The following is a 26,287-nucleotide window of genomic DNA, read 5'->3' as shown; positions in this document are numbered from 1 at the left end:
AGGAGGGGGAAAATATGAGCAAAATCATAGAGTTACAAGAAGTAAAAGAACTGCAAGAGCGCTTTAATTCAAGTGCTGAAGAGTTAAATCAACATTTGGAAACATTGCAGCAAAAAATAGAGGACTTTACACAAATTAACTCTTTTCAAGGAAAAGCTGCTGATACTATTAAGAATCATTTATCTACAGTTCATGGAGCTGTTATCACTGGATTTACAGTTACAACGGAAATGTTAAAAAGTCAATTTCAAAAAGCAATAGAGGAGTTTAACAGTGAGGTTGACAGTGATGCAGATGCAAAAATTCATGGAAGTTATTTGGATGATGTAAAGAAAAAAGTTCATGGATATAGTGAGGGATTCAGCCACTCTAGTGAAGAGGCAAAAAAAACAGTAGGTACGATTAGTGACATCGTCGCAACTCAATACCCATCATCATCAAGTATCACTGAAGGCGCTGTAAAAAGCCAAAAAGAAATCAGTGATACATTAGAAAAATTAGAGACTTATAATAGTAAACAAAGTGACCTGCAAGAGTTTGATGAATTAATGCATAAAATAGATGAGGGAATGCAACAAATAAAAGTGAATAATGGAAATTTGTCTATCGCTGCAATAGGGAAGCTTATATCTAGCGTGGCAATTGGAAATATCATTAAGGTAATGGCAGATACAATGACCAAATTCGACATTAGTGTTAAGGGAACTAAGGCTCTTTTAGCTTCCTATATACGCATGCATTATGTTAAAAAGAATTATGCTTTAGACGTCCTTTTTGATCCTAAAGGTCGAAAAGGGAAAGGAGTATATGAACTATCGACATTAAAGAAAGAAGATTTGGTTAAAGTAGCAAAAATCCTTACAATGGATAATAATGATGATGTTTTAGTTCGATTTATCAAGAATAAATTAGAATTTGAATTTGGTGATTTAAAAACAACAAATGCACAAATAAAAAAAGCAAGAAAAACCATTTTAAAATTACCAGAGTTTCAAAGTTATCAAGATTTCCACGTTGATTGGGAGAAGAAAGGATTGCCTACTGCAATTGGGGAGAGAGGATTGAGTGCATTTAAGACTGCTTATGCAGACGGTTTAAAGGATTTACATCCTGGAAAATGGAAAGAAATGTTTAAAGGTATGGGGAAACCGGCCACAGTATTGAAAGGAGCAGGTATTTTTGGGGCTGTTGTGTCAGTCGGAGGGAATGTTGTAGACGCTACTAAAGATGATGGTTGGCAGTTACATGATGTAGCTGATATAGCAACAGATTCAGCTGTAGATATTGGAGCAAATGCTGGAGCGATGGCCACTGGTGCTGTAGCAGGGTCGTTTTTCCTTCCGCCGCTTGGAACTGTGGTTGGAGCTGGTGTTGCCGTAGGACTTACATGGGCAATTAATAAAAAATGGTCTTTTTTAGGAGGAGAAGACAATGCAATTGATCTTGCTAAAAAAGGAGTTAAAAAAGTAACACACAAACTTGGATCTATATTTTGGTAATAAGACTACAAGAAAGGTGCATATAGGTAATGTGGAATATAAAAGAAGAAGATTTAGATAAATTTCGGATGACATGTAAACGTCGATTAAGTCCTGAAGGTGCTTTTGGATTTATGATAGGAACAATAGTGTTTGTTTCAGTAATGATGTTTTTTCTTATTGGTACTTTAGTAACGTTTGGTTGGGACTATTATACTACTTTCTTTGAGAAAACAATCGTTAGAATGGAACTTGTGTTATATAGCTTACAAATAATTTTTTTAATTCTATATTCATTTCCAAAAGCTCGATTTAAATTTCAAAAGTTACAAACATTTGTTGTATTATTATATGCATTTCAATTAGGTACGATATTATTCACGGCTCTAATTCTTCCTGGAATGTCTGATTATACAATTGATCGAATTACATTAGTATATGTAGGTTTCTTATTTTTTGGAGCAGTGATTGTTCATATTGTGACAACGATTGATACGTTTAAACAGGCAAGTGAAGGTGCGTTTAGTATGAATGAAAGATCCGCTTCCTTTTTTAGTAAAACAAAAGGAACTATGATGAAAGTTGCTTCAATATACGCATTACTCCTACTTATTTTGATTTATTTTCATAATGATTATGCGTTTGATACTTTTATTGGGTATGTAATAGGTACTGTTTTAATGTATACGATAGCCATTGGTGCAGCTGAATTTCAGCTATTAGCGTATTGTAGATTTAAATTCCCTTCATTTAACATGTCGTGGGAGCAACATAAAAGAGAGACTCCAAGATATCAAAAGAAAAATAAAAAAGGTAAATCAAAACGTAAGGCGTAAAGGAAATGAGTATAGTAGGTTTAAATGTTCGCCATTTACTATAATGTGGAAGGAATATGAAAGAGAGCGTAAGTGACATTTGAAGAAACAAAAGAATATATAGCCAAGAGAAAGAATAGTAAAAGGAGTAGGTATTATGAAAATTCAATATAAAGCATTATCACTTTTAAATTTAATTAGTATTACTCAAATTGTAAAAAAAGAAGATTGGTTATTACCTGCTATCGCACTGAGAAATCAAGTTGTTCATAATGGAATATATGCTGTAGGTCCTGTTCTTTTTAAATATCAGCCATTGGAAAATGAACCAGAGTACGGTGAATATACGTATTCTGTTCCAGTAAATGAGCGTGTTAAATTGGGAGAGAATTCTGCATATGAATACGTTGATGGATTAATTATTGAAGAGGCATTAAGTGTTCGATTTACTGATGAAGATGGTGATATTGAGGAGGCTTATAATTTAATACATGAGTTTGCAGAACAGCATCATATCAAGTTAGATAATGGTTTTTATCACGTATGTTTAGACGTATACGGTGACATGTGGCTAGATATTTATGCTCCTATTAGAGAAGTAGGTGAAACAATAAAATGATAATTGAAGGACAAAGTATTGCATATACAAATGTTGTTTCGAAAGAGTACTATTTTCATTACGAAGATATGGAAGAAGCAATTGAACATTTTATGTCAGAAATTGCAACAGAGAATTTAACAGTAAAAGGTCCGATGTTTTATGCTTTGAAAAATATACCATCTGATGAAAATATGTACGTTGAATTATTCATGCCAGTGAATGAAGATAAAATTCCAGCATCAGAAACACTTCAATTTAGGAGCTATTATTATGTTGATGAGATGCTCATGAAACGATATACGGGAGATTATGAAAAATTAACAGAGCAGGTATATGGTGAAATGCTTCTGTATATGGAGGATAATAATCTGAATTTAGCCTCGCCAATTTATCATGTGTTTAGCGGTGATGAGTCTTTACAGTATGTTGAAGTGAAGATTGCTGTATTTAATGAAGAATAATATTTTAAGCTTGTGGCTTTTAACATATGGAAACATCATGAAATATCATAAAAGAGATAGTTTTGAATAGGGTTTGGGGAAATATCATAAATAAAACCTTCTCTTCTCGTTAGAATGAGGAGGTTTTTCGTTCTCAAATTTATATGTAATTAACTTAATATTTCGACATGCGATTTTCAACGGGCTCATTCTGTATTGGTAGTAGTTACGTGCTATAGTTCGCTTTGTTGCTAGTTTGAAGGGGAAAGTTTATTCAAAAGTCAATTTGTAAAGAGGGGAAGGTGTTATTTTGATTAAGGATCGGAATGTTTCAGAAACAGAGCAAAGTTTTTTTCAAAGGACAATAGTATCTATCTATCAAGCGTTAGAATTTATAATGAAATATACAATGATTCTAATAATAATAATGTCAATATTTGTGATAATTGCTGCTGTTTATTTTAAAATATATGAGGGTATAGGGGCGGGTGTATTCCTCTTAATTTCGTCATTATTTGCATATTTGGTGTTTTTTAAGAAAAGTAAAAATGCCTAAATTAATAGCAAAAATAAAATTCCAAAGATTAACAACTATAATACGTTATTTGAAGAGGGAAAGTTTTGAATATGGCATGAATGTATAACAGTAAGAAAACCTTCTCTTTTCGTTAAAATGAGAAGGTTTTTATTTTTAATCTATATGATTTAAGTAAAGGTAGTTAAAGGTGGAAAACTTGGATATGGAATATAAAAAAAGAAGATTTAGATAAATTTCGGATGATATGTAAACATCGTTGGAGTCCTGAGGATGCTTTAGGATTTATGATAGGAACAATAAGGGAACGTAATGAAACTAAAAATGCCTAGAGTAACTGGTGACAGTATGAAGTTAAAGAGGAAAGCGAAGCAAGATTATGTGAATTATGAAAAGTCTTTTCATAATAATAAATCATTCTAAGGGAGCTGATTTGTTTTGAAGAATGGAAGATCAATTTGCAGCTAAGTTTAAAATGTGGCGGAGTAAGTTGGGTGAATCATAGACGTAAGAAAAAGAAACCGAAACAAATAAGAAAAGAAGCTGTTCAGATAAAACCGATAGTAGAAGAAAAACCACTAAAGAAGAGTAGCAACAAGTTGGTCGATATTCTCCTAGGTATTCTTCTTTTTCCAATTCTTATATGGGCTGTCTTGGAAGGTTGTACAACACAAGTAAGCAAAGGGAAGACTTTCCTTATTATCGTTTTCTTTCTCTTAATTACAATAGGGTTATCTATGATAGGAAACAAATAAGGGGGAGTTCAGATGTTTAAGAAGAAGGAGAAAAAAAACATTTACGTTAGATTGGTAAACACACAAGGGGAAATCATTCGAGAGTTTAATTGTACAGAAAAAGACTTGCGAAAAGTAAAAGAAAATGATACTGAAATTCGTTTGGTTGTAGATAACTCATATGAGATGGTAGCAACCGATGAACAACTAGAAAAATTACGAGTTATTAAGCAGTATGTTTTTAATATTCGCTGCTCAAATTAAATAACATTATTATTTGCAAAAATCGAATCCATTAAAATAAAAACAAATTTAAAATAACTGTAATAACCTCCTAGCATATTGTTGATGGGAGGTTATCACCTTTCTGAAGATAAAATTAAAGAGCTTTATTATCTCGATATAATTGTGATGACAGTAATGTTTTTACTAAGTGAGTGCAGTTTCGGGGGAAACAAAAATAGAGTATGAGGGATATGCTTAAGTGAAAGAGAGAAGAATATTTAGAGCTTTTGAGGAGAAAGAAGGCTATTTGAACTATCAAAAGTATTCTGATTATGTACGGTAATTAATATAGAGATAATATTATCTGAATATAGTTACACAAAGATGAATGTACTTAAAAAGTTAGGAATGTAATGGGATTTTAGTGAATGAAAATTATTTAAACTGTATAGAAGGTGAAAAGTCAGGATGTGGAATATAAAAGAGGAAGATTTAGAAGCATTTCGGATGACATGCAGAAGGCGTTTAAGTCTTGAAGGTGCGACGGGATTTATGCTCGGAACGATATTTTATACTTCATTATTTATGGTTATTATTTTTATAGGAGGAATAGATTATTATACTACCTTGTTTGATAAGGTAATTGTTAGGATTGAATTAGTGTTATATGGTTTGCAAGTAATGTTTTTAATTCTATATTTATTCCCTAAAGCTCGTTATAAATTTCAAAAATTACAAACGCTCGTTATATTATTATATGCATTTCAACTTGGAACTATCGGATGCACGTTATTTGTTCTTTCTGGAATGATTGAGCATTCAATTGATCTCAATACACGTGTTTATGTAGGTCTATTAGTATTAGGTGGAATTATTGTTCATATTGTGACAACAGTTGATACATTTAAACAAGCAAGCGAAGGTGCATTTAGTAGTGGGGACAAATCAGATTCGTTTTTTAGTAAAACAAAGGGACATGTTATACAAGGTGCTGTAATTTATGTGTTAATTCTTCTTGTTTTGATTTATATAAATAATAATTACTCATTAAACACAATGTTTGGTTATGTTATGTGTAATGTTGTTATGTATGCAGTAGCCATTGGAGCGGCAGAATTCCAACTATTGGCGTACTGTAGATTTAAATTCAAGTCATTTAATATGTCATGGGAAGAGAATGAGAGAATGCGTGGGAGAATTCGAAAACAAAATAAGAAATTCAAAACGAAAAATAAATAATATATTAATAAAATTTTAGTGCTAGAAAAATAATTGAAACGTATAGAAGGTGAAGAGCCAGGATGTGGAATATAAAAGAAGAAGATTTAGATAAGTTTAGGATGACATGTGAATATCGTTTAAGCCCTGAAGGTGCTACAGGATTTATGTTTGGAGGAATAGTTTATAGTTCAGTATTCATGTTTTTTATTTTTGTAGGAGGTTTGGATTATTATCATACTTTTTTTGATAAAACAATTGTTAAAACTGAAATTGTTTTATATAGCTTACAATTCATCTTTTTAATTCTATATTCATTTCCAAAAGCACGTTATAAATTTCAAAAGTTCCAAACGCTCGTTGTATTATTATATGCATTTCAATTAGGTACAATAACATTTACAGCGTTAGTTCTTCCTGGGATATCTGATTATTCAATTGACCAAATGACTTTAATTTGTGTAGGGTTATTATTTGTAGGAGCAGCTATCGTTCATATTGTGACAACAATTGATACATTTAAACAAGCGAGTGAAGGTGCGTTTAGTAAGGATGAAAGATCCATCTCATTTTTTAGTAAAAGAAAAGGAGATGTGATGAAGTGGGCTACAATATATGCGCTAATCCTGTTTATTTTGATATATTTTCATAATGGTTATGGAATTGATGTTTTAGTTCTTTATGCGGTAGGTATTGTTTTACTGTATACAGTAGCCATTGGAGCGGCAGAATTTCAACTATTGGTGTACTGTAGATTTAAATTCAAGTCATTTAATATGTCATGGGAAGAGAATGAGAGAATGCGAGGGAGAATTCGAAAGCGAAATACAAAATCCAAATCGAAAAGTAAATAAGAGTGAAATAGAATTGAAGTAAATGGAAATTATTTAAACTGTATAGAAGGTGAAATGTCAAGGTGTGGAATATAAAAGAAGAAGATTTAGATAAGTTTAGGATGACATGTAATGATCGTTTAAGTCCTGAGGGGGCTACAGGATTTATGTTTGGAGGAATACTATTTAGTTCAATAACCATTTTTTCTATTGTTTTATCAGCCGGGTGGGATTACTGCATGCTTCTCTTTAATATAGGAATTGTTAAGTTAGAAGTATTCTTATATATTATACAAATAATTCTTTTCGTCATTTATTCATTTCCGATAGCTCAATTTAAATTTCAAAAACTACAAACCCTTGTCGTATTATTATGTTCATTCCAATTGGCAACAATAGCTCCTATTGCTTTGACTGTTACTAAAATGGCTAATAATTCAATTGATTGGATTACAATACTGTATGCGGGTTTATTGCTTTTAGGAGCAGTAATTTTTCATATCGTAACAACAATAGATACATTTAAATTGGCAAGTGAAGGTGCGTTTAGTATGGATGAGAGGTCTGCTTCTTTCTTTAGTAAAACAAAAGGAAAGATGATGAAGTGGGCTACACTATACGCAGTAACTATTCTTATTTTGATATATTTTCATAACGATTATGGGTTTGATGATTTATTTATGTATGTAGTAGGGACCTTTTTAATGTATACGATAGCAATCGGTGCAGCTGAATTTCAGCTATTAGCATATTGCAGATTTAAATTTCCGTCATTTAATAAAACGTGGGAGCAACATAAAAGAGAGACTCCAAGATATCGAAAGAAAAATAAAAAAAGTAAATCGAAACGTAAGGCATAAAGAAAGTGTGTATTGTAAGTTTTGATGATGAAAAAGTAATAATTTATAGGAGAGTATTTGAACTACGAAAAGAAAATTTACTTATGTAAGGTGATAAAAGTGATTAGTAGGTTATCTAATTGAAAATATAGAGTGGGTAGTGTGATGATGAAATGAACAAAAAAAGGGTTTCTAAAATGATTACTATCATAATAGCAATCAGCCTATTACAAGCATGTAGTTTTTTTGAAAAAAAGATAGATTATGAGCCGTTTGTCAAAGCTTTGGATGAAGGTGACATGAAAAAGGTTATGTCTGCGAGTGATGATGGATATGCGTATGTGAAACAAAGAGGTATATATAGTACATATGAGCAAAAGGAAGATGGAGAGCACAGTAAAACAATTTATCAAACTTCGAAAGGTATATATAATACGAAAGATAAAAGTTTATATGGAAATACAACACAAGAAATTACCTCGAAAGTAGATAATAAAAATTATAGAGAAGAAGTTAATTATAGTACAAATATTAGTTATGAGAATGGACAGGTACAAAGTACGGATTCAAGTCTGGATGTTTCATACGTGAACTTAATTGTAGATCGTTTAAAAGGGATTGGGAAACTAAAGATGAAGCTAGGAGATGATATAAAAAAGTTTGGTCAGCCTAGTACTGTTGGATATAAACTAACTGAATCAGAGTTTCAAAGTATTATTAATGATAAGTTGAAAATACAATATGATGAATATGGTGGTGGATCGATCGCACTGCATATTGAGTTTACAAAGGGTTCAGAGCAGATATTGGAAGTAAGTATTGTAATGAATTATAATAAGAGAAATGAAGAAGGAAAGTTAGTAGAACACATATCACAAATACATACATATTTTGATAGTCACCAAGGTAATAACAAAGATGCGAAACAGGAATATATTGATTTTAAAGCAAAGTATAATGAGACGCAGTAATATTTAGAAGGGCATTTGTACGGAAAGATAATAGCGATATAAGTGTGATAAGTGTTTCATAAATATAGTGGAAAGAATTTGAGGATAAACGCCCCAATTGCTGGAGTAGATGCAACTGGGGCGTTTATCCCGCTTTAATGGGCAGTAAGACCCCCACCTCAAAATGCAGCGAAAGCAAAGAAGTTAGGTGGGGGATCAACTGCCCATAAAAGTCCGATTGGTTCAACTAATAATCAGTGGGGGATGGAGAAAACCCCCCACTGATTAAAGTTTCACTTTATCTGTCTAAATTTAGTTTGAATGCATACCATTTTTTAGTTAGAGTCCTCGCTCCTCAAGTAGTTTCTTCATAATAACGGTGTGAAGTTTTTGTGTAATCGGCTTTTATTGCTAAGTTACAACTATTTCCTCTTATAGAGTACTTCTTATTATCGATACATCGTCCACATTCCAATGTCTTTAAATCCTAGTCGTTTATAAATTCGTCCAGCAGCTGGATTGTTATAAAATAAACAAAGTGTTCGGCCTTCTTTCGTAAAGTCTTGGATCATTTTTTGTAATATGAGTGAAGCGTAGCCATTTCCGCGATAATTCGGGTGTGTACATACACCAACTACCATAGCGGATAATGAATTTTCAGCGGAAGTAGAGGCGGATGCGATGATCACGCCATCTTTTTCAATATAGTATGTGCGTCCTGTATTTGTTTCGATAGTCTGACTTAATATTTTCTCTGATTCATTGGTAGTCGGAAATTCAGCGATGTCACTTCGTAATTTCATAATTCGTTCTATATCATCGAGTGAGGCAAGTTTAATTGTTTCATGAATTGGTGTGCTAGGTAAGTTGTTGTCATTTAGACATTCGCAAAAATACATTTCATTTTTAGTACCTAGTTGTATATTTGAAGCAGTTTCAAATTGTTCTACGATAGTCGACTTACCAGAGAGTTTAAGTGGCTTATATGCGGAAAGAAGTGCCTCATAATCAGTGGTAATAAATTCTTCTTTACTATAGGGTATAAATGAATCGTGGAATCGGAGTAGAATTGATTTTAATGTTCCATTCTCTTTAAATACTCCCCATAATTCTTGAAAATCTGTGTCATAACCGAAAGCTTCAATATCTCCAATAATAAACAAGTTAAGGGCTGCTTCTTCTTTTAGATAAGCGAATACTTGTTCATGATCTTTCTTTGTTAATTTTCGCATCATAACGAATCGACCTCTTTTTTATTTTTCTAAATATTACAACTTAAGTTTTTTGAAATCAATATAAAATTTTATGTTTAGTTCACAAACTTTCGGAAAAACTAGGAAAGATATGACAAAGGAGGTTATGAACGGTGGATCATCCAATTCAAGGGTTAATGAAAGCAGCAATGGAAAATTTAAAAGAAATGGTTGATGTAAATACGATTGTTGGAGAGCCTGTTCAAACGGCTGACGGTGGTGTGGTGTTAACGGTTTCTAAAGTAGCGTTCGGTTTTGGAGCAGGAGGTTCTGATTTCCAAACGAATGATGGACAAAGAGCGAACGGTAACGCTGCATTTGGTGGCGGTAGCGCGGGTGGTGTTTCGATTACACCAGTAGCATTTCTTGTGGTGAATAAAGATGGAGTAAATATTCTTCATTTACAAAATGCGACACATTTAGCAGAAAAAATGATTGAATTAGCTCCGCAAACAATTGATAAAATTCAATCGATGTTCCAAAAAGAAGAAAAGAAAGAGGGAAATCATCATCCTCAAAACCCTGATGAAATCCTTTAAAAACGCCTGCTTATGAGCAGGCGTTTTTTCTTGTAATCACTATGTAATAAAACACATGAAATTGTAAATAGTTTTTGAAGTTTTTTCTATGTTTCTAAAATTTTTCATGTTAAAATATGCTATAGAATTGAAACATATAAAACGAAGGTGGCTAGGTGCTTTGTCTGGAGGATCTGACCAAGTAAAGAATATGATATATATTAATGGTAATCGTCGAGGTCATTGTTTTATTACATCAGGAATTACGTTTAAAGAGTTTGCGAGTAACATCCCTTCACCGCTTCATCAAGTGTTGCTTTTGAAGCACAACTTTGAATGGACGGATTTTCATTATCATACTTTATTTGAATATGTTGAGGAAGAAAATATACATAAGTTAATTCAAGCAGAGATTGATGAATTTGATGAATTTTGTTGGGTAGATTTTGATGATGCAAGCGATTTAGATGAATTAGAGCCGAAAGAAATTGCAGAATTATTATATTTGGCTCACAAAAAAGAACCACTTGCAAGAACATTCTTTCCGCTGTTGAAAAATCGATTTGTTTATTTTTCACATGATGACGGATGGTACAACAAAGTGTATTATCGTAGAATTGCTGATTTTGTAGGAATGTTAAGTAAAGTCATTCCGTATAAACTCGGTGCTTTCGGTAAGAAACGTTTTTCTTTCTTCCAAAAATCAAAAATTTTCCCAGCAATTTCAAAAGAATTGATCATGGGGCTGATTCCACTAATGGAAGATGGTCTTTACATAGATCTAGCAGGGAAGATTGAGTCAAGAAGAGGTCTTGAAATTCCGGTATATGTAGTTGGTTCGTATGAAAGTACGGATGAGGTGTTAGATAATATCGATGAATTGAAAGAGGAAGCAACAGAAACAGGTTGGCTCATTTTTGATAAGAAAGAACAAGAGTGGCAATGGGTTGTTGACTAAGAAAACTTGGCGTATGAAGTCAAGTTTTCTTGTCATTTGAAAGGAGTACAAATGAAGAAATATTATACAATTGTGGGTATTATAAGTATTATTCTCGTGGCAATATTACTTATAACTTGTCCGAAAGAATCAGATTTTAAAGTGTATGTAGAGGATAAGTATGCGTTGAATTGTAATGAGAGTAGTTTTGAATGCACGCAAAATGTAGATGGTAAAAAAGAAAAACTACAATTTGAAAGTACAGATGCACGAAATGGTGTATTCTTTATGACTGTAAAGCAAACATTTAAAACAGAAGCTGGTGTTTCAAAAGAATATAGCGGAGTAGGAATGTTTGGTACATTTCTTTTTGTTTCAGAGAAGACTTTCTAGTAATAGAAGGTCTTTTTTTTATGCTTATGTTCATATAGATGAAGTAAGACAAGCATAGGAGGGATAGCGATGAAGAACACATGTATCGTTTGCGGTGGTGAGGAGTTTTTTTCCTCAACGTTATATGCACGTACGAAACAAGATTGGGCATATGCACCAAACATGTATCGATTTGAAAAAGTATTTATTGAGCATCGAGATGAAGAAAATTATCCAGTGTTTCAAGAAATTACAGCGAAACATTGTTGTGGATGCGGTCATATTATGTTGTATCATGAATGAACACACCAAGTATAACTTGGTGTGTTTTTTTAAAACGCTGACAAAGCAAGCGGATAAAGTAAAGTAAATAAAACAGAAAAACTACCAAAGCCAATTGCTGTATATCCAAGTGTTCTTGCTCCGAAATTGACAGCTAATAGGCCAACTAAAATTGCTAGGGAGCCGAGCGTAACGGGATAAAAAGCAATGGAGAATAACGAAAGAAATAAGGCGACATAGCCTACCATTGTGCCGGTATTTGTACCTTCTATCTCATTTGCAATTTCTTTACGCTTATGTCTAATTGGAATGCCAGCTGGTGATATTTCAGCAGCATACTCTTCGTTTTTTTCACCACTTTTAAAATGATGATTTCTCTTTCTTCGCATGTACATCCCTCTCTTTCAATTGGGTGTATCTATAGTATCTTTCAAAATGAGAAGAGCATGAGTATGAGTTAAACCCAAGTAAAGCAAAAATTGGAGAATACGCATTCCATCGTTAACATATCCATCTCCTATTGAAGATAAAGTGTGGAATTTTTTCCACTAGGACTGATTATCAGCCAGCGACAATTGGATTTTTATGAGCAATTCTCTCCCATTAACTGGTCCGCATCCATTGAATTTTGGGGTAGGTGTCTTACTGCAAGCGGGATAAAACAGGAATTTTGGAAAATGATGTAGAATGAAATGAATGATAATACGTGAAGGTAGGGGAATGTATGACAACATTTAATTGGCATGAATCAGCAGAGAAGAAATGGGATAGTAGTGCGGAGTTTTGGAATCAAAATAGTCAGGAAATGTGGGATAGCGGGAGTAGGAGCACAATTATTCCGTTTTTTGAACAATACGTGAAGAAAGAAGCACAAGTGCTCGATGTTGGTTGTGGTGATGGGTACGGTACATATAAATTAAGTCGCGCAGGCTATAAAGCAGTGGGAGTAGATTTATCGGAAGTGATGATTCAAAAAGGTAAGGAGCGCGGAGAAGGACCAAATTTATCTTTTATAAAAGGAGATCTTTCTGCATTACCATTTGAAAATGAGCAATTTGAATCAATTATGGCAATTAATTCTTTAGAATGGACGGAAGAGCCATTACGAGCGTTAAATGAAATAAAGCGTGTGTTAAAGAAAGATGGATATGCATGTATTGCAATTTTAGGACCGACAGCAAAGCCACGAGAGAACAGTTATCCTCGCTTGTATGGAAAAGACGTTGTTTGTAATACGATGATGCCTTGGGAATTTGAACAGTTAGCGAAAGAACAAGGTTTTGAAGTTGTAGATGGCATCGGCGTATATAAGCGCGGAGTAAATGAGAAGATGCTAGGTCAACTACCTACAGAGTTACAACAATCGTTAACATTCTTATGGGTATTTATGTTAAAAAACGTATAAAGAAATGAAAGAATTTTTAGGAGGTAAATAAGTGCAGAAAATACAAAAAACTGATACAATATCATCAGAACCAATTAAAGGGGGACTAGGGTATATGACAACTACTACAACAGTGAAATCCGATATTGAAATCGCACAAGAAGCGAGTATGAAGAAGATTCAAGAAATTGCAGCTGATTTAAATATTTTAGAAGATGAATTAGAGCCATACGGGCATTATAAAGGTAAGTTATCTCTTGATATTTTTAAGCGCTTACAAGATGAGAAAGACGGTAAAGTTGTTTTAGTAACAGCGATTAACCCAACTCCAGCTGGAGAAGGTAAATCAACAGTAACAGTTGGTTTAGGTCAAGCTTTTAATAAAATTGGTAAGAAAACAGTAATTGCACTTCGTGAACCATCTCTTGGACCAACGATGGGATTAAAAGGTGGAGCAGCAGGTGGCGGTTTTTCACAAGTCGTACCAATGGAAGACATTAACCTTCACTTTACTGGAGATATCCATGCGATCACAACTGCCAATAACGCATTAGCAGCGTTTATTGATAATCATATCCAACAAGGAAACACACTTGGAATTGATACGCGTAAAATCGTTTGGAAACGCTGTGTTGACTTAAATGATCGTGCCCTTCGTAATGTAGTAATTGGTCTTGGTGGACCTGTACAAGGTGTACCACGTGAAGACGGTTTTGACATTACAGTAGCATCTGAAATTATGGCCGTGTTCTGCCTTGCAACAGATATTCAAGACTTAAAAGCACGTCTATCTCGCATCGTAGTTGCTTATAACTTTGCAAATCAACCTGTGACGGTTAAAGATTTAGGTGTAGAAGGTGCGTTAACGCTATTATTAAAAGACGCATTAAAGCCAAACTTAGTACAAACGTTAGAAAATACACCAGCTATTATTCATGGTGGACCATTTGCGAATATTGCTCACGGTTGTAACAGTGTTATCGCTACGACAATGGCAGCAAAATTAGGTGATTATGTTATTACAGAAGCTGGATTCGGTGCTGATTTAGGCGCTGAAAAGTTTTTAGATATTAAAGCCCGTGCAGCTGGTATTAAACCAGAAGCAGTTGTTATTGTTGCGACTATTCGTGCGCTTAAAATGCATGGCGGCGTTGCAAAAGATCAATTAAAAGAAGAAAATGTAGATGCATTAGCAAAAGGTATGGAAAACTTACAGAAGCATGTTGAAACAATTCAAAGCTTCGGTGTGCCTTTCGTAATTGCAATTAATAAATTCATTACAGATACAGATGCAGAAGTTACATACTTACAAGAGTGGTGTAATGAGCGTGGCTATGCAGTATCCTTAACAGAAGTTTGGGAGAAAGGTGGCCAAGGCGGAGTTGATCTTGCTGAAAAAGTACTAAAAGAAATCGAAAAAGGTGAAAACAACTACGCACCACTTTATGAATTAGAATTACCCTTAGAAGAAAAAATTCGTACAATTGCTCAAAAAGTATATGGCGCAAAAGATATTGAATTTGCTCCGAAAGCACGTAAGCAATTAGCTCAATATGAAGGAGAAGGTTGGAGTAACCTACCAGTTTGTATGGCGAAAACTCAATACTCTCTTTCTGACGATGCAACAAAATTAGGTCGTCCATCTGACTTTATCGTTACAATTCGTGAGTTAAAACCATCTATCGGTGCAGGCTTTATCGTTGCGTTAACAGGTACAATGTTAACAATGCCAGGTCTTCCAAAACAACCAGCAGCACTTCAAATGGATGTAAATGAAGATGGAAAAGCAGTAGGTTTATTCTAAAAGGTTGTAATTCATCTCGTTTATCTGTAAACTATATATACATCAAGTGGCGCCTTTCCATCGAAAGGCGCCTGTTTTTTGGAGGAAATTATGTTTGATCCAACTGCTTTTGACAATTTAAAAGTAATCGTAGAAGGTGCTGTGTATGATTTTGATCTACATGGAGATATTCTTGTAACAGATCGAAAAGATATGATGGACCTTGCTTCATTAAGTCGTATATATCATATCTCATTTCAATTAACAGAACCGTTTGAACCATTAGTAGAAGCAACATTTTCATTATCTGTGGATGCAAAGAACTTGTCTGGTGAAATACTAGAAGTGCCTCAGTTTACACCAGGTTGTGAAATGAAGCTAGCATTTTCATTCCCGTTAGAACAACCAGAAGTAGGATGCGAAGAAATTGAAACTTTAATGCGTTCTATATGGGGAAAAGAAAGAATGATTATGCAGAAAGTTTCATACGAATATAATAAGCAAGCGATTTCATATCATAATAAGGTAGAGGTTCTATTTCAAAAAGCGATTACAGAAGACCATGTTGATGATTTAATAGCTGTTATTTCACACATGATAGAAACGGTGCGAACAATACAGCATTTTCTTCAAAAATAGAGATAAAGGAGAAAAACAAATGATAAAAGATATGCAACCATTTTTACAAGAAGCTTGGGAGAAGGCTGGTTTTAAAGAATTAACTGAAATTCAAAAACAAGCGATTCCAACTATTTTAGAAGGACAAGACGTTATAGCTGAATCTCCAACTGGAACAGGAAAAACATTAGCGTACTTATTACCCCTTTTACATAAAATTAATCCTGAAGTAAAACAGCCACAAGTTGTTGTTTTAGCACCAACACGTGAACTTGTCATGCAAATTCATGAAGAGGTTCAAAAGTTTACAGCAGGAACTGAAATTTCAGGGGCATCTTTAATTGGTGGTGCAGATATTAAGCGCCAAGTTGAAAAATTAAAGAAACACCCGAGAGTAATTGTCGGTTCACCAGGACGTATTTTAGAATTAATTCGAATGAAAAAGTTAAAGATGCATGAAGTAAAAACGATTGTATTTGATGAGTTTGATCAAATTGTAAAACAAAAGATGATGGGCGCAGTACAAGATGTAATTAAATCTACAATGCGAGATCGTCAATTAGTATTCTTCTCGGCGACAATTACAAAAGCGGCAGAAGATGCTGCACGCGATTTAGCAGTTGAACCACAATTAGTGCGTATAACACGTGCAGAGTCAAAAAGCTTAGTTGAACATACGTATATCATTTGTGAGCGACGCGAAAAAAATGATTACGTAAGAAGAATTATGCATATGGGCGATGTAAAAGCAGTTGCTTTCTTAAATGACCCATTCCGTTTAGATGAAATTACTCAGAAATTGCAATTCCGTAAAATGAAAGCAGCAGCTCTTCATGCAGAAGCAAGTAAGCAAGAGCGTGAAGCGACGATGCGTGCATTCCGTGGTGGGAAACTAGAGATTCTCCTTGCTACTGATATTGCAGCACGCGGTATCGATATTGATGATTTAACACATGTAATTCACTTAGAGTTACCAGACACAGTAGACCAATACATTCACCGCTCAGGACGTACTGGACGTATGGGTAAAGAAGGAACAGTAGTTTCTCTTGTAACAGAACAAGAAGAACGTAAATTACTGCAATTTGCGAAAAAACTAGGCATCGTATTTACGAAGCAAGAAATGTTCAACGGATCATTCGTAGAAACGAAACCGAAAGCACCAAAGAAAAAGAAACCAGCATTTACTGGGAAGAAAAAGCCTAGATAAATAATGGGGAAGGCGTAACTATTTGTAGTTACGTCTTTTTTTATTTGCAATTGAATAATACAAGGAGGTTTATTAATGGTTATTAAAATGTATCTATCATCATTTTTTAAATCAACATATGTAAAAGGAAGTAATATAAAAAAAGTCGAATATTAAATTGATGCGAAATAATAAAAAGAAGGTACATATATGGATAGGAAATTAGGAATGTTTTTGAATACGAAACATATTGAAGTAAACGAAGGAATACAAAAAGCAAGGGAATGGGATTTAGAATATATTCAATTATATGCTATGAATAAAAACTTCAACTTAGCTAATATTCCAGTGGTAGAATGGACTGCTTTAAAGAAAAGCTTATCTTTTAATGGAATAAAGATTCCATCATTAGCAATTAGTTTTGGAGAAAATGGAATTACAGGAACAGAAGTTGACAGTGCAATAGATCAGATTAAATATATTACTGACAGAGGTTTGGAGCTGGGAGCAAAGATAATAACAGCTCATATTGGGAAAGTTCCAGATGATGAAAAAAGTGAGTACTATGATAAAATGATACGGGTTTGTTATGAGATAGGGGAATTAGCATTCAAACTTGGGGGAGTCTTTGCTATTGAGACGGGATCTGAAAAAACAATAGTATTAAAACAATTTTTAGAAACTGTAAACTCGAAAGGACTAGCTGTTAACTTTGACCCAGCAAATTTAATAAGTGATGTAAATGAAAATCCGGAAGAAAGTTTATTACTATTAAAAGATTATATAGTACAAACTCATATTAAAGATTGTAAAGAAGTGAAAAGCGATCGTTCAAGTAAGTATATAGAAGTAGCAGTAGGAAATGGTGAAGTGGATTTCGATATATTTTTCAAAGTATTAGATGAAATTGGATTCGACGGATATAACATGATTGAAAGAAATGATTATTTTGACGAACTGGATGGGATGAGTCAGTCGATAAATTTTGCAAAGAAGTACATACCAACTCAAAAGGAATAACGATAGCACCTGTGGAAACCTACATAGAATATAAAAAACCATTAGGGGGAAATGAAATGATCCATAAAGTTGGACAAATTATGCTGTATGTAAATAATCAAGATGAGGCAGTAAATTTTTGGACGGAAAAGGTAGGGTTTCATGTAGTAGCAGAGGAAGATAACAAGCAAGGAATGAGATGGATTGAAATCGCTCCGACTAATGGTGCTGAAACGAGCATTATACTACATAATAAAGAAGTTATTTCGAAAATGAGCCCAGAATTAAATCTTGGTACACCGTCCTTAATGTTCTTCTCAGAAAATCTGGATCAATTATATGCAGATTTAAAAAATAAAAATGTTACTGTTGGAGAAATGGTAACTATGCCTTCTGGTAAAGTATTTAACTTTGCTGATAGCGAAGGGAATTATTTTGCGGTTATGGAAAAGAACAAATAGTAATATTACTATGTGAAAATCCCCCTCAAATATATTGAGGGGGATTACATGTTTGAAGTGGATTTTTCATTAGAGAATTGATTAATATAAAATACGCCTTTTTCAATGGCTGTCTCAATATAACCAACGATTTGGTCAAACGTAAACACTTGTAAGTCTTCATGCAAATTTTGCTCCGGATACAACATATCTTCAAAAAGATACTTTCGAAAAGAAAAAACGTTTTCTTTAGAAACTTCTTCAATATCCATGATGTGAGCCTCTTGGTTGAGAAGAGAGAAGAGTTGCTGTTCTGTATCGTAATGATGAAGCAACTTTGCATTTAATAATTTAAAATCGTTATAGTACAGGGGTGCGATCGTTTCGTCATTTTCGATTCTATTTTTTAGCCAAGGTAGAAAAAAGCCGCTTAGCCAATTGTCATCGGCAATGAGATGGGTGTAATAGCCTAAGAGAAAAGGGGAATCCATATGAGCTTTATATTTTTGAAAAAAAGAATTGAAATCTATCCTTCTCGTATAGTTTTTCGTTGTACCAGCGTAAAAGTGTGAAGTTCCTTTTTCTTCTGCTGAATGAACCGCATCAGGGGCTACACCTCCAAGTATGAAAGAAGTTTTATCTTGGATATATAGTTTTTCGGCAATCTTGATAGCGATAATAGCATGCATAATTCGTGATCCCATGAATGACACCTCGGTTTCAAGTATTCATTTCAGGAAGAGGACTGAACAGTTAGTATTACTTTCCCTGTACTTTTTCTACTTTCGACCCATTCATGTGCTTTCCCTGCATCTTGAAGCGGAAAAGATTTCGTTGCTTTTACTTTTAGACTGCCATCACGTAAATAACGGAAAACTTCATTTGCAGTTTCTTGGAGTAGTTCAGGACGTTTTTTTCGTGTAGTGCCAAAGCTAAAACCGAGTATAGAGCGACAACTTGCGTGTAAATCTTTCGTTTGGAAATTACCAATTTCACCGCTAGCATTACCGAAATGAATGAGGCGACCATAATAAGCGAGACAATTTAAACTTTTTTCTGAAACCGTTCCAGAAATAGAGTCTAAAATTACATCAACCCCTTCACCGTTTGTCAGTTCGTTGACTTTCTTTACAAAATCCTCATCTTGGTGACAAATAACATAATCAGCTCCAGCATTTAAAGCTATTTTTCTTTTTACTTCACTTCCGACAGTACCAATAACGGTTCCAGCCCCTAATCGTTTTGCAAGTTGAATAGCTGTTGTACCAATTCCGCCAGCCGCAGCATGAATGAGTACAGACTCGCCTTGTTGAAGCCTTGCAACATTTGCGAGTAAATTATAGCTTGTAAAAGATACAATCGGACAAGCAGCTGCAGTTTGAAAATCGACTTCATCAGGTAAAACGAAAGTAAGGTTTTCGTTTGCGACAACGTATTCTGCGTAAGATCCATTTTGAGGAAAAGCAATGACACGTTGTCCAGGATGAATATTTTTCACTTGAGAACCGACACGTTCTACAATACCAGCGGCATCTATCCCTGGTATAAAAGGTAGTGCTTTATTTCCTTTTTTACCATAACGGGATTTAATATCGGCGAAATTCACACTAGTAGCAACAACACGAATTAAAACTTGATCTTCTGAAATAGCGGGTATATCCACATCTGTATATTTCATCACTTCAGGACCACCGAACGACGTTACAACGATAGCTTTCATTATATGTCCTCCTAAATTTGACTATATAAAACATTTTAAATGTTCATTAGAAATTGGGAAATTATATAATAGTTATGCGACTTTATAAGTGAAGCTTATGTACATATTGAATCATTATATTAATCTATATAAAAAATTTAAAAAATCGAACGAAATAGTAATTACTTGCCAATATATAGTGTAGGACAAAGGAGGGATGGTATGTGAAGGATGAAACAGTGTATACAAATTTAATCCAATTGACTTTATCAGGAAATAAAGAAGCGTATAGCGAATTGTATGATAAAACGATTCAAGAAGTATATAAAACAGCACATTTTTTAATTGAAGATAAAACAGATGTAGATGATGTCGTTCAAGAAATATACATACAACTATATGAATCGCTTCGTAAGTATGATAGTGAGAAGCCATTTCGTCCTTGGCTAATTGGACTTGCGATTAAACAAATTCACTCTTATAGAAGAAAGAGGTGGATGCGACTACGCATTATAAAAAAAGCAGAAGAGCAAAGAAAACCAGTACAAATTGATTTTTCTAACGATGTTGTAAGTAAAATATCAAACAAAAAACTAATTGAACTCATTCATAAATTACCGTATAAATTGAAACAAGTTATTATCTTAAGATACTTACACGATTATTCACAAGAAGAAGTAGCACAAATATTACATATTCCAATTGGTACTGTGAAATCTAGAATTCATTCGGCATTAAAGAAACTACGTCAAAAAGAGCAAGTAGAAGAAATCTTTTTAGGAGAGGTAGGGAATGTGAAATGAGTTTAGATTGTAGAGTTAGAGAATCTATACGAGAAGAAGCGAAGGGGATTGTTGCCCCGCCGGAGTTAAAAGAAAAAGTAATCGTTCAAATTAAAATGAATCAAGGAGGGCGTAAGAGAAAGAAACATCTTATTGCAGGAGTGCTTGCAGCAGCTCTTTTAATCCCGACGACTGGTTTTGCGTATCAATCTATTATGGCGGATGGTATATACGGATCTTTTGAGAATTTAAAAAAACATGCTGGAGCAATGACATTAGAAACGTATATGCGTTTTAATGCAAAATTATCAGAAGCGAAAGATGAAATGGGTACGAAGGAATATGAAGAGTTTACAAAAGAAATGAAAAAATTAACTAGTGCAAAGCTTGCGTACGGAGATTCGAACGGTAATATAGATTACGATCAATTATCACCAGCTAAAAAAGAGGAATTGAAAAAGGTAGTAATGGAGCTTCATCCGTATTTTGATAAATTAAATGGCCATAAATCTAGTAAAGAAGTACTAACTCCTGAAGAGTATGAACAATATATGGAGGCATTAATGTCATATCAAACTGTGTTAGTAAAAACGAAATCGAGTGGCGGGATAACAGTAGAAGAAGTACCTGAGGCGTACAAAGAAAGATTTATTAAAGCGGAGCAGTTTATGGAGTATGTAGATGAAAAGGTGAGATAAGTAAAAAAGCTCAAAGCTTTCTTTCGTTTAACTATTACATATTGAATATGTAAACAATAAAAAATGAGTATACAATCTACGTGATTGTATACTCATTTTATTATTACTTAAATTTCCTTACCGCATGAATAGCGACTCTTACAAGTAATATCGCACTTATAAATAAACCACCGTAACCAACGACACTTAAAAATTGATCATTTGGCTCTGTCGCACTGTTTGCTAAATGCAATACGCCTACCGAAATCCCACCAAATGCAGTTCCAATAAATGCAATGAGGAATTGTGAGATAAATGTAGTAATAAACGATGCATTTGTTTCGTCAGAGAAAAAGCCAACCTTAACGGATAGTTCTCCGTTTTCTAGTTTTGAACTTAAATCATCTAGTTTTCTAGGAATGCGTCGCATGGCAGGTAACATAGCGAGTAATTCGTTTGTTGCAGCTTCTTTTAAACTAGAATAATTGTTAACTGACATGAAACTAGCTGCATGATCTTTCGCAAAGCGTTTCGCTTCGTCCATTAAATTGAATTCGGGATTTAGTTGCAGCATCGTTCCTTCTAGCGTAATTAGAGAACGGAAAGCCCCTGCAACCATTGGATAAAATGCTAATTCAAACTCAGCGATTATTTGAAATAGCCCCTGAATGAATTCTTCAGAACCATTTGTAGAACCATACGTACTTTGGATTAATAATTGACTGATAGATTGTTCTAATGCCTCTTTATCAACATTTGGCTTCTTTTCAACTAATTGAAGCAGTCCATCAAGCAAGACATAAGAATTTTTGCGCTCAAAGCCGATAAGTAGTCGCTTGAATGCATCTTGTTGTAGTGTTCCTAATCGCCCGACGGAACCGAAATCAAGTAATGCAGGTGTGCCATCACGAAGAATATACACATTACCTGGATGAGGGTCTGCATGGAAAATACCTTTAAAGAAAATTTGCTCTAAAATACAATCAAAGAGTTGTCGTTGTACTTTTTTCGTATCAATTTGTAATTCATTTAATAATGCTGACCCACTTTTAACACTTACTCCATCTAAAAATTCAAGCACAAGTATTTTTGAATTACTGTATTCTTTATATACTTTCGGTATTTTTACTTTCGTTTCGCTATTTTTTAGTGAATCAGACACTTGTTCGAAGTTACGAGCCTCAATTTTGAAATCAATTTCTTCTTTCATTGCGATGGAGAAGCCATGTGCTAAATCAAGAAATCCGATATTTTTAGCCCAAGTTGATTTGTTGGAAATCCATAAAGAAAAATGAATTAAAATATCTAAGTCACGTTTAATTGTCTCAGAAATATTAGGACGTAGTAGTTTAACGACGACATCCTGGTCGTTTTCTTTCAACTTCGCTTTATGTACTTGGCCAATAGAGGCGGCAGCTAACGGTTCCATTTCAAAGGAGCTGAAAATTTCATCTTTTGGTATATGTAGTTCCTTTTTTAATATTTCTTCAACTTGTTTTTGTGATAAACGCGTTACATTTTCCTGAAGGTTTGATAACTCGTGAATAAAAGCAGGTGGTAATAAATCAGAGCGAGTTGATAAAACTTGTCCGAATTTAATAAATACACCGCCGCATTCTTCTAGTGTATTTCGAAGTGAAGTGGCGAGCTTACGATCTGCTTCTGGCGAGCGCTTTAAAGCTAAATATTTACCCATTCCGTGTTTTATTGCAATAGAAGAGACACGCATATATCTTTTTTGTCTACCAACCTTTGCGAAGAATTTTGAAATAGGATTTCGGCTTTCCGTTACTACGTCATCCATTTCGCCTCGTCTAATAGGATCAAATAATTCAAAAACTAGGTAACAAAGCATGGATACAATTAATGAGCTTCCTAGCCAAAAATATCTATCAACACCGACAACCGATTCATCTTGATAGCGTAAATATAAAAACCAATACAGAGCTGACGTAAGTGAAACACCTAAAGTTGCTGCACTTGCTTGTTTGAAAAGATTTAGTTTTGTACCAATTAGTCGACCACTAATAAAAGACATAATGATTGCTAGTAGAAAAAATTGAAAAAACATTGTATCATTCCTCCGAATTTTATTCGATAACTGTATTATACAGGAATATAATTATTCTAAAAACAAGCCAAGGAGGTACAATCCTTGACTTGCACGATTAAATAGAGCATTCAATTATATTTTTTCATCGTTGCATTGTCCTTTTGTATAAAACAATCTAATAGTGAATAACCAGCTATTAAACTAATTATCGTAACAAAAGTTGTATTTATAAGAATAACATTAGCTAAATAAGGTAGGTATTCGCCAAGTGGTGAGAAAAGTAGTGCTGGAGAAAAGGAAATTAATATTGTAGGCACTGTAATAGCGATAAACTTATCCGGTTGAAAACGCCAGTTTTGTTTACTTGTTTCGTGATTAATGGATTGAAGGAATCGTAATAAAATGCCGACCAAAAGAGGAAAGAGTGTAAAGTAGAATAATCTTGGATAAACGTTAAAGTTCACTTGCGCGTCTGTATCTAAATAAAATTGAATCTTCACTCCAACAAATAATAATAAGACGATAAATAATGTGAAGCAGAGGTATAGCATTACTCTTTGCATTATATTCCACCATCCTTTACTCAAAATATATTCAAAAAAAGAAGAGATATACAATAACTACTGTTGTATATCTCTTCTTTTACTGTTAGTTAATAGTGGAGTTTGCTTTTTCTTGCTTCGTGAAATAATCAATAATGCCCATCGCACTAATTTCTATATCTAGATGTAAAATGTTATAAACGGAATGATCTGCTGGAACGTTTAACTTTGTAAGATGAGAAGAGATTTTATCCATTAATAAAGTTTGTAAAGCTTTAGTCGCTTCATCGAAATCATTATACTGTTCAAAGACTTCCTTACCAGTATGAACGAAAATAGGTAGCCAATGTTCCAGTTGATTATATATTTCTGTAACATGAGAGGATGCGCCGTAATGACCGAAATAAATAGTATCTACATTCATGCTTTGAATGTGATTTTTAGAAGCAATCATCGCATCTGGTTGGAATTGTGAAGGGGACGTTGATGGTAGATATAACTCTACATCAACGTCTGCGAGTTCTCTATAATAAATTCCAATTGTATCGCCAGTAAAAATCCCGTTTGTTAATGAATCGTGAATGCTAATATGGTGCTTCGCATGCCCTGGTGTATCATAAAATGTAAGGATGCGGTCTTCTGCAATTTTTAACGTATCACCATGTTGTACAATATGAACACGTTCTTCTTCAATTGGAAGAATTGGATCAAAGAGTTTATCGAAATCTTCTTTGTACACAGCTTTTGCACCTAAAATAAGTTTTGTTGGATCAATCATATGACGAGCACCACGAGAATGCACATATAACGTAGCATTTGGGCATTTTTCCATTATTAAACCAGCAGCACCGGCGTGATCTAAATGAACATGTGTAACGATAATGTTTTTAACTTCGTTTAAATCAATATGTAATTGTTGTAAGCCGTCTAAAATATACGGAAGAGAAGGGGCTGCACAAGTTTCAATTAAAGTAATATCGTCACCTAATAAAACGTACGTACCTGTTCGTTCATTATGCTGTAAATCGAAATCATCAATAAGATATAGGTGAGAAGATAATTGCTCTACTTTTTTCATATTTACCACTCCTTATATATTACATGTTTCTATTATACGCTAAAATAGAAAAAAGGCAGAAAACGAAAGCTCGTCTTCTGCCTTTTGTAATACTATTATTTCGTTTGTTGTTTATTAATAGACATAATGAACAGTCCAACAATCCCACCAACTAATGGAAGCATAATTTCTCCTGCTAAATTAAAGTAGGAGCTTAAGAATAAACCATTTACATCGATTACCCAGCCAGTAACATACAATAACATCATATATAGTACGAAATAAAACTCGCGATTTGAAATCGTTTCATGTTGTGCAGTTTTCATAATGAACACCATCCTTTTCTTTTATAATGGAATATAAACTGTCACATTTTGTTCACATTTCGATTGTAAAACTTTCCATCATAAAAGTCTAGTAGTTTGTGCCGAATTTTCGAACGGAAATAAAGCGCTATCATTATAGCGTATAAGTACGTAATAAGAGCTGTATATTCACGAATGTAGTATAGTATAAACATAGAATGATAGTGAAGAGAGGGGCAAAGACAATGACAGTTTATGATTTTTCAGCTAAAACAATTACAGGTGAAGAAAAATCGTTAAAAGATTACGAAGGAAAAGCACTTCTTATTGTAAATGTAGCTAGTAAATGTGGTTTCACACCGCAATATAAAGGATTACAAGAGGTGTATGATAAATATAAAGACCAAGGACTCGAAATACTCGGGTTTCCTTGTAACCAATTCGGGGGACAAGAACCAGGTACAGAAGCGGACATTACTAGTTTTTGTGAATTAAACTACGGTGTAAACTTCCCAATGTTTGCAAAGGTTGATGTGAAAGGTGATAAGGCTCATCCTTTATATACATACATGACAGAACAAGCACCAGGTTTACTCGGTATGAAAGCAGTGAAATGGAATTTTACGAAGTTTTTAATCGGAAAAGACGGGAAAGTAGTAGGGCGTTTTGCGCCGCAGACGAAGCCGGTAGATTTAGAGGTTGAGATTGAGAAGGTACTTGGAGAATAAT

31 protein-coding genes and 1 pseudogene are annotated in these 26,287 nt (G+C 34.0%); 24 read left to right on the top strand and 8 right to left on the bottom strand.

Translation table 11 applies throughout. The features are described 5' to 3' along the window. The first annotated feature begins 14 nt into the window (after nucleotides 1-14). The 11 genes and pseudogenes from MHI28_RS06310 to MHI28_RS06260 all read left to right on the top strand — a co-directional run bounded on the left by MHI28_RS06310 (nucleotide 15) and on the right by MHI28_RS06260 (nucleotide 8,689). A complete protein-coding gene (locus MHI28_RS06310) occupies nucleotides 15-1,499 on the top strand; it encodes a T7SS effector LXG polymorphic toxin (RefSeq protein ID WP_000034621.1) in 1,485 nt (494 codons plus the stop codon). A gap of 29 nt (nucleotides 1,500-1,528) precedes the next feature. Further along, nucleotides 1,529-2,314, top strand: a complete 786-nt coding sequence (locus MHI28_RS06305) for a hypothetical protein (protein ID WP_000267117.1) — start codon at nucleotides 1,529-1,531, stop codon at nucleotides 2,312-2,314. 136 nt (nucleotides 2,315-2,450) lie between these two features. Next, complete coding sequence (locus MHI28_RS06300) at nucleotides 2,451-2,912, top strand: DUF5085 family protein (protein ID WP_000701786.1); 462 nt, start codon at nucleotides 2,451-2,453, stop codon at nucleotides 2,910-2,912. Next, nucleotides 2,909-3,355 carry a DUF5085 family protein gene (locus MHI28_RS06295; protein ID WP_000582719.1) on the top strand — a complete coding sequence of 149 codons (447 nt, stop codon included), beginning with the start codon at nucleotides 2,909-2,911 and terminating at the stop codon, nucleotides 3,353-3,355. Before MHI28_RS06300 ends, MHI28_RS06295 begins: the two co-directional genes overlap by 4 nt. A gap of 289 nt (nucleotides 3,356-3,644) precedes the next feature. Beyond that, on the top strand, nucleotides 3,645-3,890 hold the full coding sequence (locus MHI28_RS06290; RefSeq protein ID WP_000588631.1) for a hypothetical protein: 246 nt from the start codon (nucleotides 3,645-3,647) through the stop codon (nucleotides 3,888-3,890). 473 nt (nucleotides 3,891-4,363) lie between these two features. Beyond that, on the top strand, nucleotides 4,364-4,624 hold the full coding sequence (locus MHI28_RS06285) for a hypothetical protein (protein WP_002083293.1): 261 nt from the start codon (nucleotides 4,364-4,366) through the stop codon (nucleotides 4,622-4,624). A 12-nt stretch (nucleotides 4,625-4,636) separates the two neighbouring features. Next, a pseudogene (locus tag MHI28_RS06280) lies at nucleotides 4,637-4,822 on the top strand (hypothetical protein); the annotation flags it as partial. Between the two features lie 474 nt (nucleotides 4,823-5,296). Then, nucleotides 5,297-6,067, top strand: a complete 771-nt coding sequence (locus MHI28_RS06275; RefSeq protein ID WP_000267147.1) for a hypothetical protein — start codon at nucleotides 5,297-5,299, stop codon at nucleotides 6,065-6,067. Between the two features lie 62 nt (nucleotides 6,068-6,129). Beyond that, complete coding sequence (locus MHI28_RS06270; protein ID WP_000267113.1) at nucleotides 6,130-6,900, top strand: hypothetical protein; 771 nt, start codon at nucleotides 6,130-6,132, stop codon at nucleotides 6,898-6,900. 62 nt (nucleotides 6,901-6,962) lie between these two features. Continuing rightward, nucleotides 6,963-7,739 carry a hypothetical protein gene (locus MHI28_RS06265; protein WP_000267122.1) on the top strand — a complete coding sequence of 259 codons (777 nt, stop codon included), beginning with the start codon at nucleotides 6,963-6,965 and terminating at the stop codon, nucleotides 7,737-7,739. A 176-nt stretch (nucleotides 7,740-7,915) separates the two neighbouring features. Next, on the top strand, nucleotides 7,916-8,689 hold the full coding sequence (locus tag MHI28_RS06260; protein WP_340827693.1) for a DUF3952 domain-containing protein: 774 nt from the start codon (nucleotides 7,916-7,918) through the stop codon (nucleotides 8,687-8,689). Nucleotides 8,690-9,117: 428 nt separating this feature from the next. On the opposite strand, the gene MHI28_RS06255 is transcribed toward MHI28_RS06260, so the two are convergent. After that, nucleotides 9,118-9,903 (bottom strand): GNAT family N-acetyltransferase, encoded by a 786-nt coding sequence (locus MHI28_RS06255; protein WP_000984757.1) that lies wholly within the window; start codon nucleotides 9,901-9,903, stop codon nucleotides 9,118-9,120. Nucleotides 9,904-10,034: 131 nt separating this feature from the next. On the opposite strand from MHI28_RS06255, the gene ytfJ reads away from it, so the two are divergent. The 4 genes from ytfJ (at nucleotide 10,035) to MHI28_RS06235 (ending at nucleotide 12,051) form a co-directional block, all read left to right on the top strand. Next, on the top strand, nucleotides 10,035-10,460 hold the full coding sequence (gene ytfJ, locus MHI28_RS06250) for a GerW family sporulation protein (RefSeq protein ID WP_000349986.1): 426 nt from the start codon (nucleotides 10,035-10,037) through the stop codon (nucleotides 10,458-10,460). A gap of 160 nt (nucleotides 10,461-10,620) precedes the next feature. Beyond that, complete coding sequence (locus tag MHI28_RS06245) at nucleotides 10,621-11,397, top strand: oxalate:formate antiporter (RefSeq protein WP_000014087.1); 777 nt, start codon at nucleotides 10,621-10,623, stop codon at nucleotides 11,395-11,397. A 51-nt stretch (nucleotides 11,398-11,448) separates the two neighbouring features. Then, entirely contained in the window at nucleotides 11,449-11,769 is a 321-nt protein-coding gene (locus tag MHI28_RS06240; RefSeq protein ID WP_000761171.1) for a hypothetical protein, read from the top strand. A 69-nt stretch (nucleotides 11,770-11,838) separates the two neighbouring features. Continuing rightward, nucleotides 11,839-12,051, top strand: coding sequence for a hypothetical protein (locus MHI28_RS06235; RefSeq protein ID WP_000798747.1), 213 nt, complete (start codon nucleotides 11,839-11,841; stop codon nucleotides 12,049-12,051). Between the two features lie 29 nt (nucleotides 12,052-12,080). Here MHI28_RS06235 and MHI28_RS06230 read toward each other — a convergent pair whose 3' ends face one another. Next, nucleotides 12,081-12,419, bottom strand: coding sequence for a hypothetical protein (locus MHI28_RS06230; RefSeq protein WP_001253202.1), 339 nt, complete (start codon nucleotides 12,417-12,419; stop codon nucleotides 12,081-12,083). A 335-nt stretch (nucleotides 12,420-12,754) separates the two neighbouring features. Here MHI28_RS06230 and MHI28_RS06225 point away from each other — a divergent pair, with 335 nt between their 5' ends. From MHI28_RS06225 to MHI28_RS06200, 6 genes are all read left to right on the top strand, one after another. Beyond that, nucleotides 12,755-13,435 carry a class I SAM-dependent methyltransferase gene (locus MHI28_RS06225; protein WP_000206579.1) on the top strand — a complete coding sequence of 227 codons (681 nt, stop codon included), beginning with the start codon at nucleotides 12,755-12,757 and terminating at the stop codon, nucleotides 13,433-13,435. Nucleotides 13,436-13,529: 94 nt separating this feature from the next. Beyond that, nucleotides 13,530-15,218, top strand: coding sequence for a formate--tetrahydrofolate ligase (locus MHI28_RS06220; RefSeq protein ID WP_014482011.1), 1,689 nt, complete (start codon nucleotides 13,530-13,532; stop codon nucleotides 15,216-15,218). A gap of 90 nt (nucleotides 15,219-15,308) precedes the next feature. Beyond that, nucleotides 15,309-15,836 carry a hypothetical protein gene (locus MHI28_RS06215; RefSeq protein ID WP_000460216.1) on the top strand — a complete coding sequence of 176 codons (528 nt, stop codon included), beginning with the start codon at nucleotides 15,309-15,311 and terminating at the stop codon, nucleotides 15,834-15,836. Nucleotides 15,837-15,855: 19 nt separating this feature from the next. Beyond that, the gene (locus tag MHI28_RS06210) at nucleotides 15,856-17,025 is read left to right on the top strand and encodes a DEAD/DEAH box helicase (protein WP_000588599.1); all 1,170 of its coding nucleotides are present in this window, start codon (nucleotides 15,856-15,858) and stop codon (nucleotides 17,023-17,025) included. Nucleotides 17,026-17,214: 189 nt separating this feature from the next. After that, a complete protein-coding gene (locus MHI28_RS06205) occupies nucleotides 17,215-18,024 on the top strand; it encodes a sugar phosphate isomerase/epimerase family protein (RefSeq protein WP_000375201.1) in 810 nt (269 codons plus the stop codon). A gap of 56 nt (nucleotides 18,025-18,080) precedes the next feature. After that, nucleotides 18,081-18,464 (top strand): VOC family protein, encoded by a 384-nt coding sequence (locus MHI28_RS06200; RefSeq protein WP_000581472.1) that lies wholly within the window; start codon nucleotides 18,081-18,083, stop codon nucleotides 18,462-18,464. Nucleotides 18,465-18,508: 44 nt separating this feature from the next. On the opposite strand, the gene MHI28_RS06195 is transcribed toward MHI28_RS06200, so the two are convergent. Then, nucleotides 18,509-19,147, bottom strand: a complete 639-nt coding sequence (locus MHI28_RS06195; RefSeq protein WP_000535582.1) for a zinc dependent phospholipase C family protein — start codon at nucleotides 19,145-19,147, stop codon at nucleotides 18,509-18,511. 29 nt (nucleotides 19,148-19,176) lie between these two features. Beyond that, complete coding sequence (locus tag MHI28_RS06190; RefSeq protein ID WP_000644643.1) at nucleotides 19,177-20,163, bottom strand: quinone oxidoreductase family protein; 987 nt, start codon at nucleotides 20,161-20,163, stop codon at nucleotides 19,177-19,179. A 203-nt stretch (nucleotides 20,164-20,366) separates the two neighbouring features. Here MHI28_RS06190 and MHI28_RS06185 point away from each other — a divergent pair, with 203 nt between their 5' ends. Both MHI28_RS06185 and MHI28_RS06180 read left to right on the top strand, forming a co-directional pair. Further along, a complete protein-coding gene (locus MHI28_RS06185; RefSeq protein ID WP_000651123.1) occupies nucleotides 20,367-20,945 on the top strand; it encodes a sigma-70 family RNA polymerase sigma factor in 579 nt (192 codons plus the stop codon). Next, entirely contained in the window at nucleotides 20,942-21,622 is a 681-nt protein-coding gene (locus tag MHI28_RS06180; RefSeq protein ID WP_000050700.1) for a DUF3600 domain-containing protein, read from the top strand. The genes MHI28_RS06185 and MHI28_RS06180 overlap by 4 nt, the downstream gene beginning before the upstream one ends. Before the next feature lie 103 nt (nucleotides 21,623-21,725). Here the strand turns inward: MHI28_RS06180 and MHI28_RS06175 are convergent, their stop codons facing one another. From MHI28_RS06175 to MHI28_RS06160, 4 genes are all read right to left on the bottom strand, one after another. Further along, nucleotides 21,726-23,672, bottom strand: a complete 1,947-nt coding sequence (locus MHI28_RS06175) for an ABC1 kinase family protein (protein ID WP_000465998.1) — start codon at nucleotides 23,670-23,672, stop codon at nucleotides 21,726-21,728. A 110-nt stretch (nucleotides 23,673-23,782) separates the two neighbouring features. Then, nucleotides 23,783-24,217 carry a hypothetical protein gene (locus tag MHI28_RS06170; protein ID WP_001190001.1) on the bottom strand — a complete coding sequence of 145 codons (435 nt, stop codon included), beginning with the start codon at nucleotides 24,215-24,217 and terminating at the stop codon, nucleotides 23,783-23,785. An 85-nt stretch (nucleotides 24,218-24,302) separates the two neighbouring features. Beyond that, nucleotides 24,303-25,274 carry an MBL fold metallo-hydrolase gene (locus MHI28_RS06165; protein ID WP_000754981.1) on the bottom strand — a complete coding sequence of 324 codons (972 nt, stop codon included), beginning with the start codon at nucleotides 25,272-25,274 and terminating at the stop codon, nucleotides 24,303-24,305. A 95-nt stretch (nucleotides 25,275-25,369) separates the two neighbouring features. Then, nucleotides 25,370-25,579, bottom strand: coding sequence for a DUF3925 domain-containing protein (locus tag MHI28_RS06160; protein ID WP_000844984.1), 210 nt, complete (start codon nucleotides 25,577-25,579; stop codon nucleotides 25,370-25,372). Nucleotides 25,580-25,803: 224 nt separating this feature from the next. Between MHI28_RS06160 and bsaA the strand changes: the two genes are divergently transcribed. Further along, nucleotides 25,804-26,286 carry a glutathione peroxidase gene (gene bsaA, locus MHI28_RS06155; RefSeq protein WP_000219434.1) on the top strand — a complete coding sequence of 161 codons (483 nt, stop codon included), beginning with the start codon at nucleotides 25,804-25,806 and terminating at the stop codon, nucleotides 26,284-26,286. Nucleotide 26,287 lies beyond the last annotated feature (1 nt).

The sequence above is a fragment of the Bacillus sp. FSL K6-0268 genome, from assembly GCF_038005425.1.
In the GTDB taxonomy this organism is placed as follows: Bacteria; Bacillota; Bacilli; order Bacillales; family Bacillaceae_G; genus Bacillus_A; species Bacillus_A thuringiensis_S.
The sequence above is the reverse complement of the archived record's forward strand: the minus strand, read 5'-3'. Positions and strand labels throughout refer to the sequence as shown.

Coding starts and splice junctions, on each gene's coding strand:
- MHI28_RS06275 (WP_000267147.1), top strand. CDS start 5,297: ATGTGGAATATAAAAGAGGAAGATTTAGAAGCATTTCGGATGACATGC.
- MHI28_RS06160 (WP_000844984.1), bottom strand. CDS start 25,579: ATGAAAACTGCACAACATGAAACGATTTCAAATCGCGAGTTTTATTTC.
- MHI28_RS06205 (WP_000375201.1), top strand. CDS start 17,215: ATGGATAGGAAATTAGGAATGTTTTTGAATACGAAACATATTGAAGTA.
- MHI28_RS06210 (WP_000588599.1), top strand. CDS start 15,856: ATGATAAAAGATATGCAACCATTTTTACAAGAAGCTTGGGAGAAGGCT.
- MHI28_RS06215 (WP_000460216.1), top strand. CDS start 15,309: ATGTTTGATCCAACTGCTTTTGACAATTTAAAAGTAATCGTAGAAGGT.
- MHI28_RS06310 (WP_000034621.1), top strand. CDS start 15: ATGAGCAAAATCATAGAGTTACAAGAAGTAAAAGAACTGCAAGAGCGC.
- bsaA (WP_000219434.1), top strand. CDS start 25,804: ATGACAGTTTATGATTTTTCAGCTAAAACAATTACAGGTGAAGAAAAA.
- MHI28_RS06235 (WP_000798747.1), top strand. CDS start 11,839: ATGAAGAACACATGTATCGTTTGCGGTGGTGAGGAGTTTTTTTCCTCA.
- MHI28_RS06305 (WP_000267117.1), top strand. CDS start 1,529: ATGTGGAATATAAAAGAAGAAGATTTAGATAAATTTCGGATGACATGT.
- MHI28_RS06230 (WP_001253202.1), bottom strand. CDS start 12,419: ATGCGAAGAAAGAGAAATCATCATTTTAAAAGTGGTGAAAAAAACGAA.
- MHI28_RS06180 (WP_000050700.1), top strand. CDS start 20,942: ATGAGTTTAGATTGTAGAGTTAGAGAATCTATACGAGAAGAAGCGAAG.
- MHI28_RS06260 (WP_340827693.1), top strand. CDS start 7,916: ATGATTACTATCATAATAGCAATCAGCCTATTACAAGCATGTAGTTTT.
- MHI28_RS06200 (WP_000581472.1), top strand. CDS start 18,081: ATGATCCATAAAGTTGGACAAATTATGCTGTATGTAAATAATCAAGAT.
- MHI28_RS06225 (WP_000206579.1), top strand. CDS start 12,755: ATGACAACATTTAATTGGCATGAATCAGCAGAGAAGAAATGGGATAGT.
- MHI28_RS06165 (WP_000754981.1), bottom strand. CDS start 25,274: ATGAAAAAAGTAGAGCAATTATCTTCTCACCTATATCTTATTGATGAT.
- MHI28_RS06175 (WP_000465998.1), bottom strand. CDS start 23,672: ATGTTTTTTCAATTTTTTCTACTAGCAATCATTATGTCTTTTATTAGT.
- MHI28_RS06195 (WP_000535582.1), bottom strand. CDS start 19,147: ATGGGATCACGAATTATGCATGCTATTATCGCTATCAAGATTGCCGAA.
- MHI28_RS06170 (WP_001190001.1), bottom strand. CDS start 24,217: ATGCAAAGAGTAATGCTATACCTCTGCTTCACATTATTTATCGTCTTA.
- MHI28_RS06220 (WP_014482011.1), top strand. CDS start 13,530: ATGACAACTACTACAACAGTGAAATCCGATATTGAAATCGCACAAGAA.
- MHI28_RS06295 (WP_000582719.1), top strand. CDS start 2,909: ATGATAATTGAAGGACAAAGTATTGCATATACAAATGTTGTTTCGAAA.
- MHI28_RS06255 (WP_000984757.1), bottom strand. CDS start 9,903: ATGATGCGAAAATTAACAAAGAAAGATCATGAACAAGTATTCGCTTAT.
- MHI28_RS06300 (WP_000701786.1), top strand. CDS start 2,451: ATGAAAATTCAATATAAAGCATTATCACTTTTAAATTTAATTAGTATT.
- MHI28_RS06270 (WP_000267113.1), top strand. CDS start 6,130: ATGTGGAATATAAAAGAAGAAGATTTAGATAAGTTTAGGATGACATGT.
- MHI28_RS06190 (WP_000644643.1), bottom strand. CDS start 20,163: ATGAAAGCTATCGTTGTAACGTCGTTCGGTGGTCCTGAAGTGATGAAA.
- MHI28_RS06240 (WP_000761171.1), top strand. CDS start 11,449: ATGAAGAAATATTATACAATTGTGGGTATTATAAGTATTATTCTCGTG.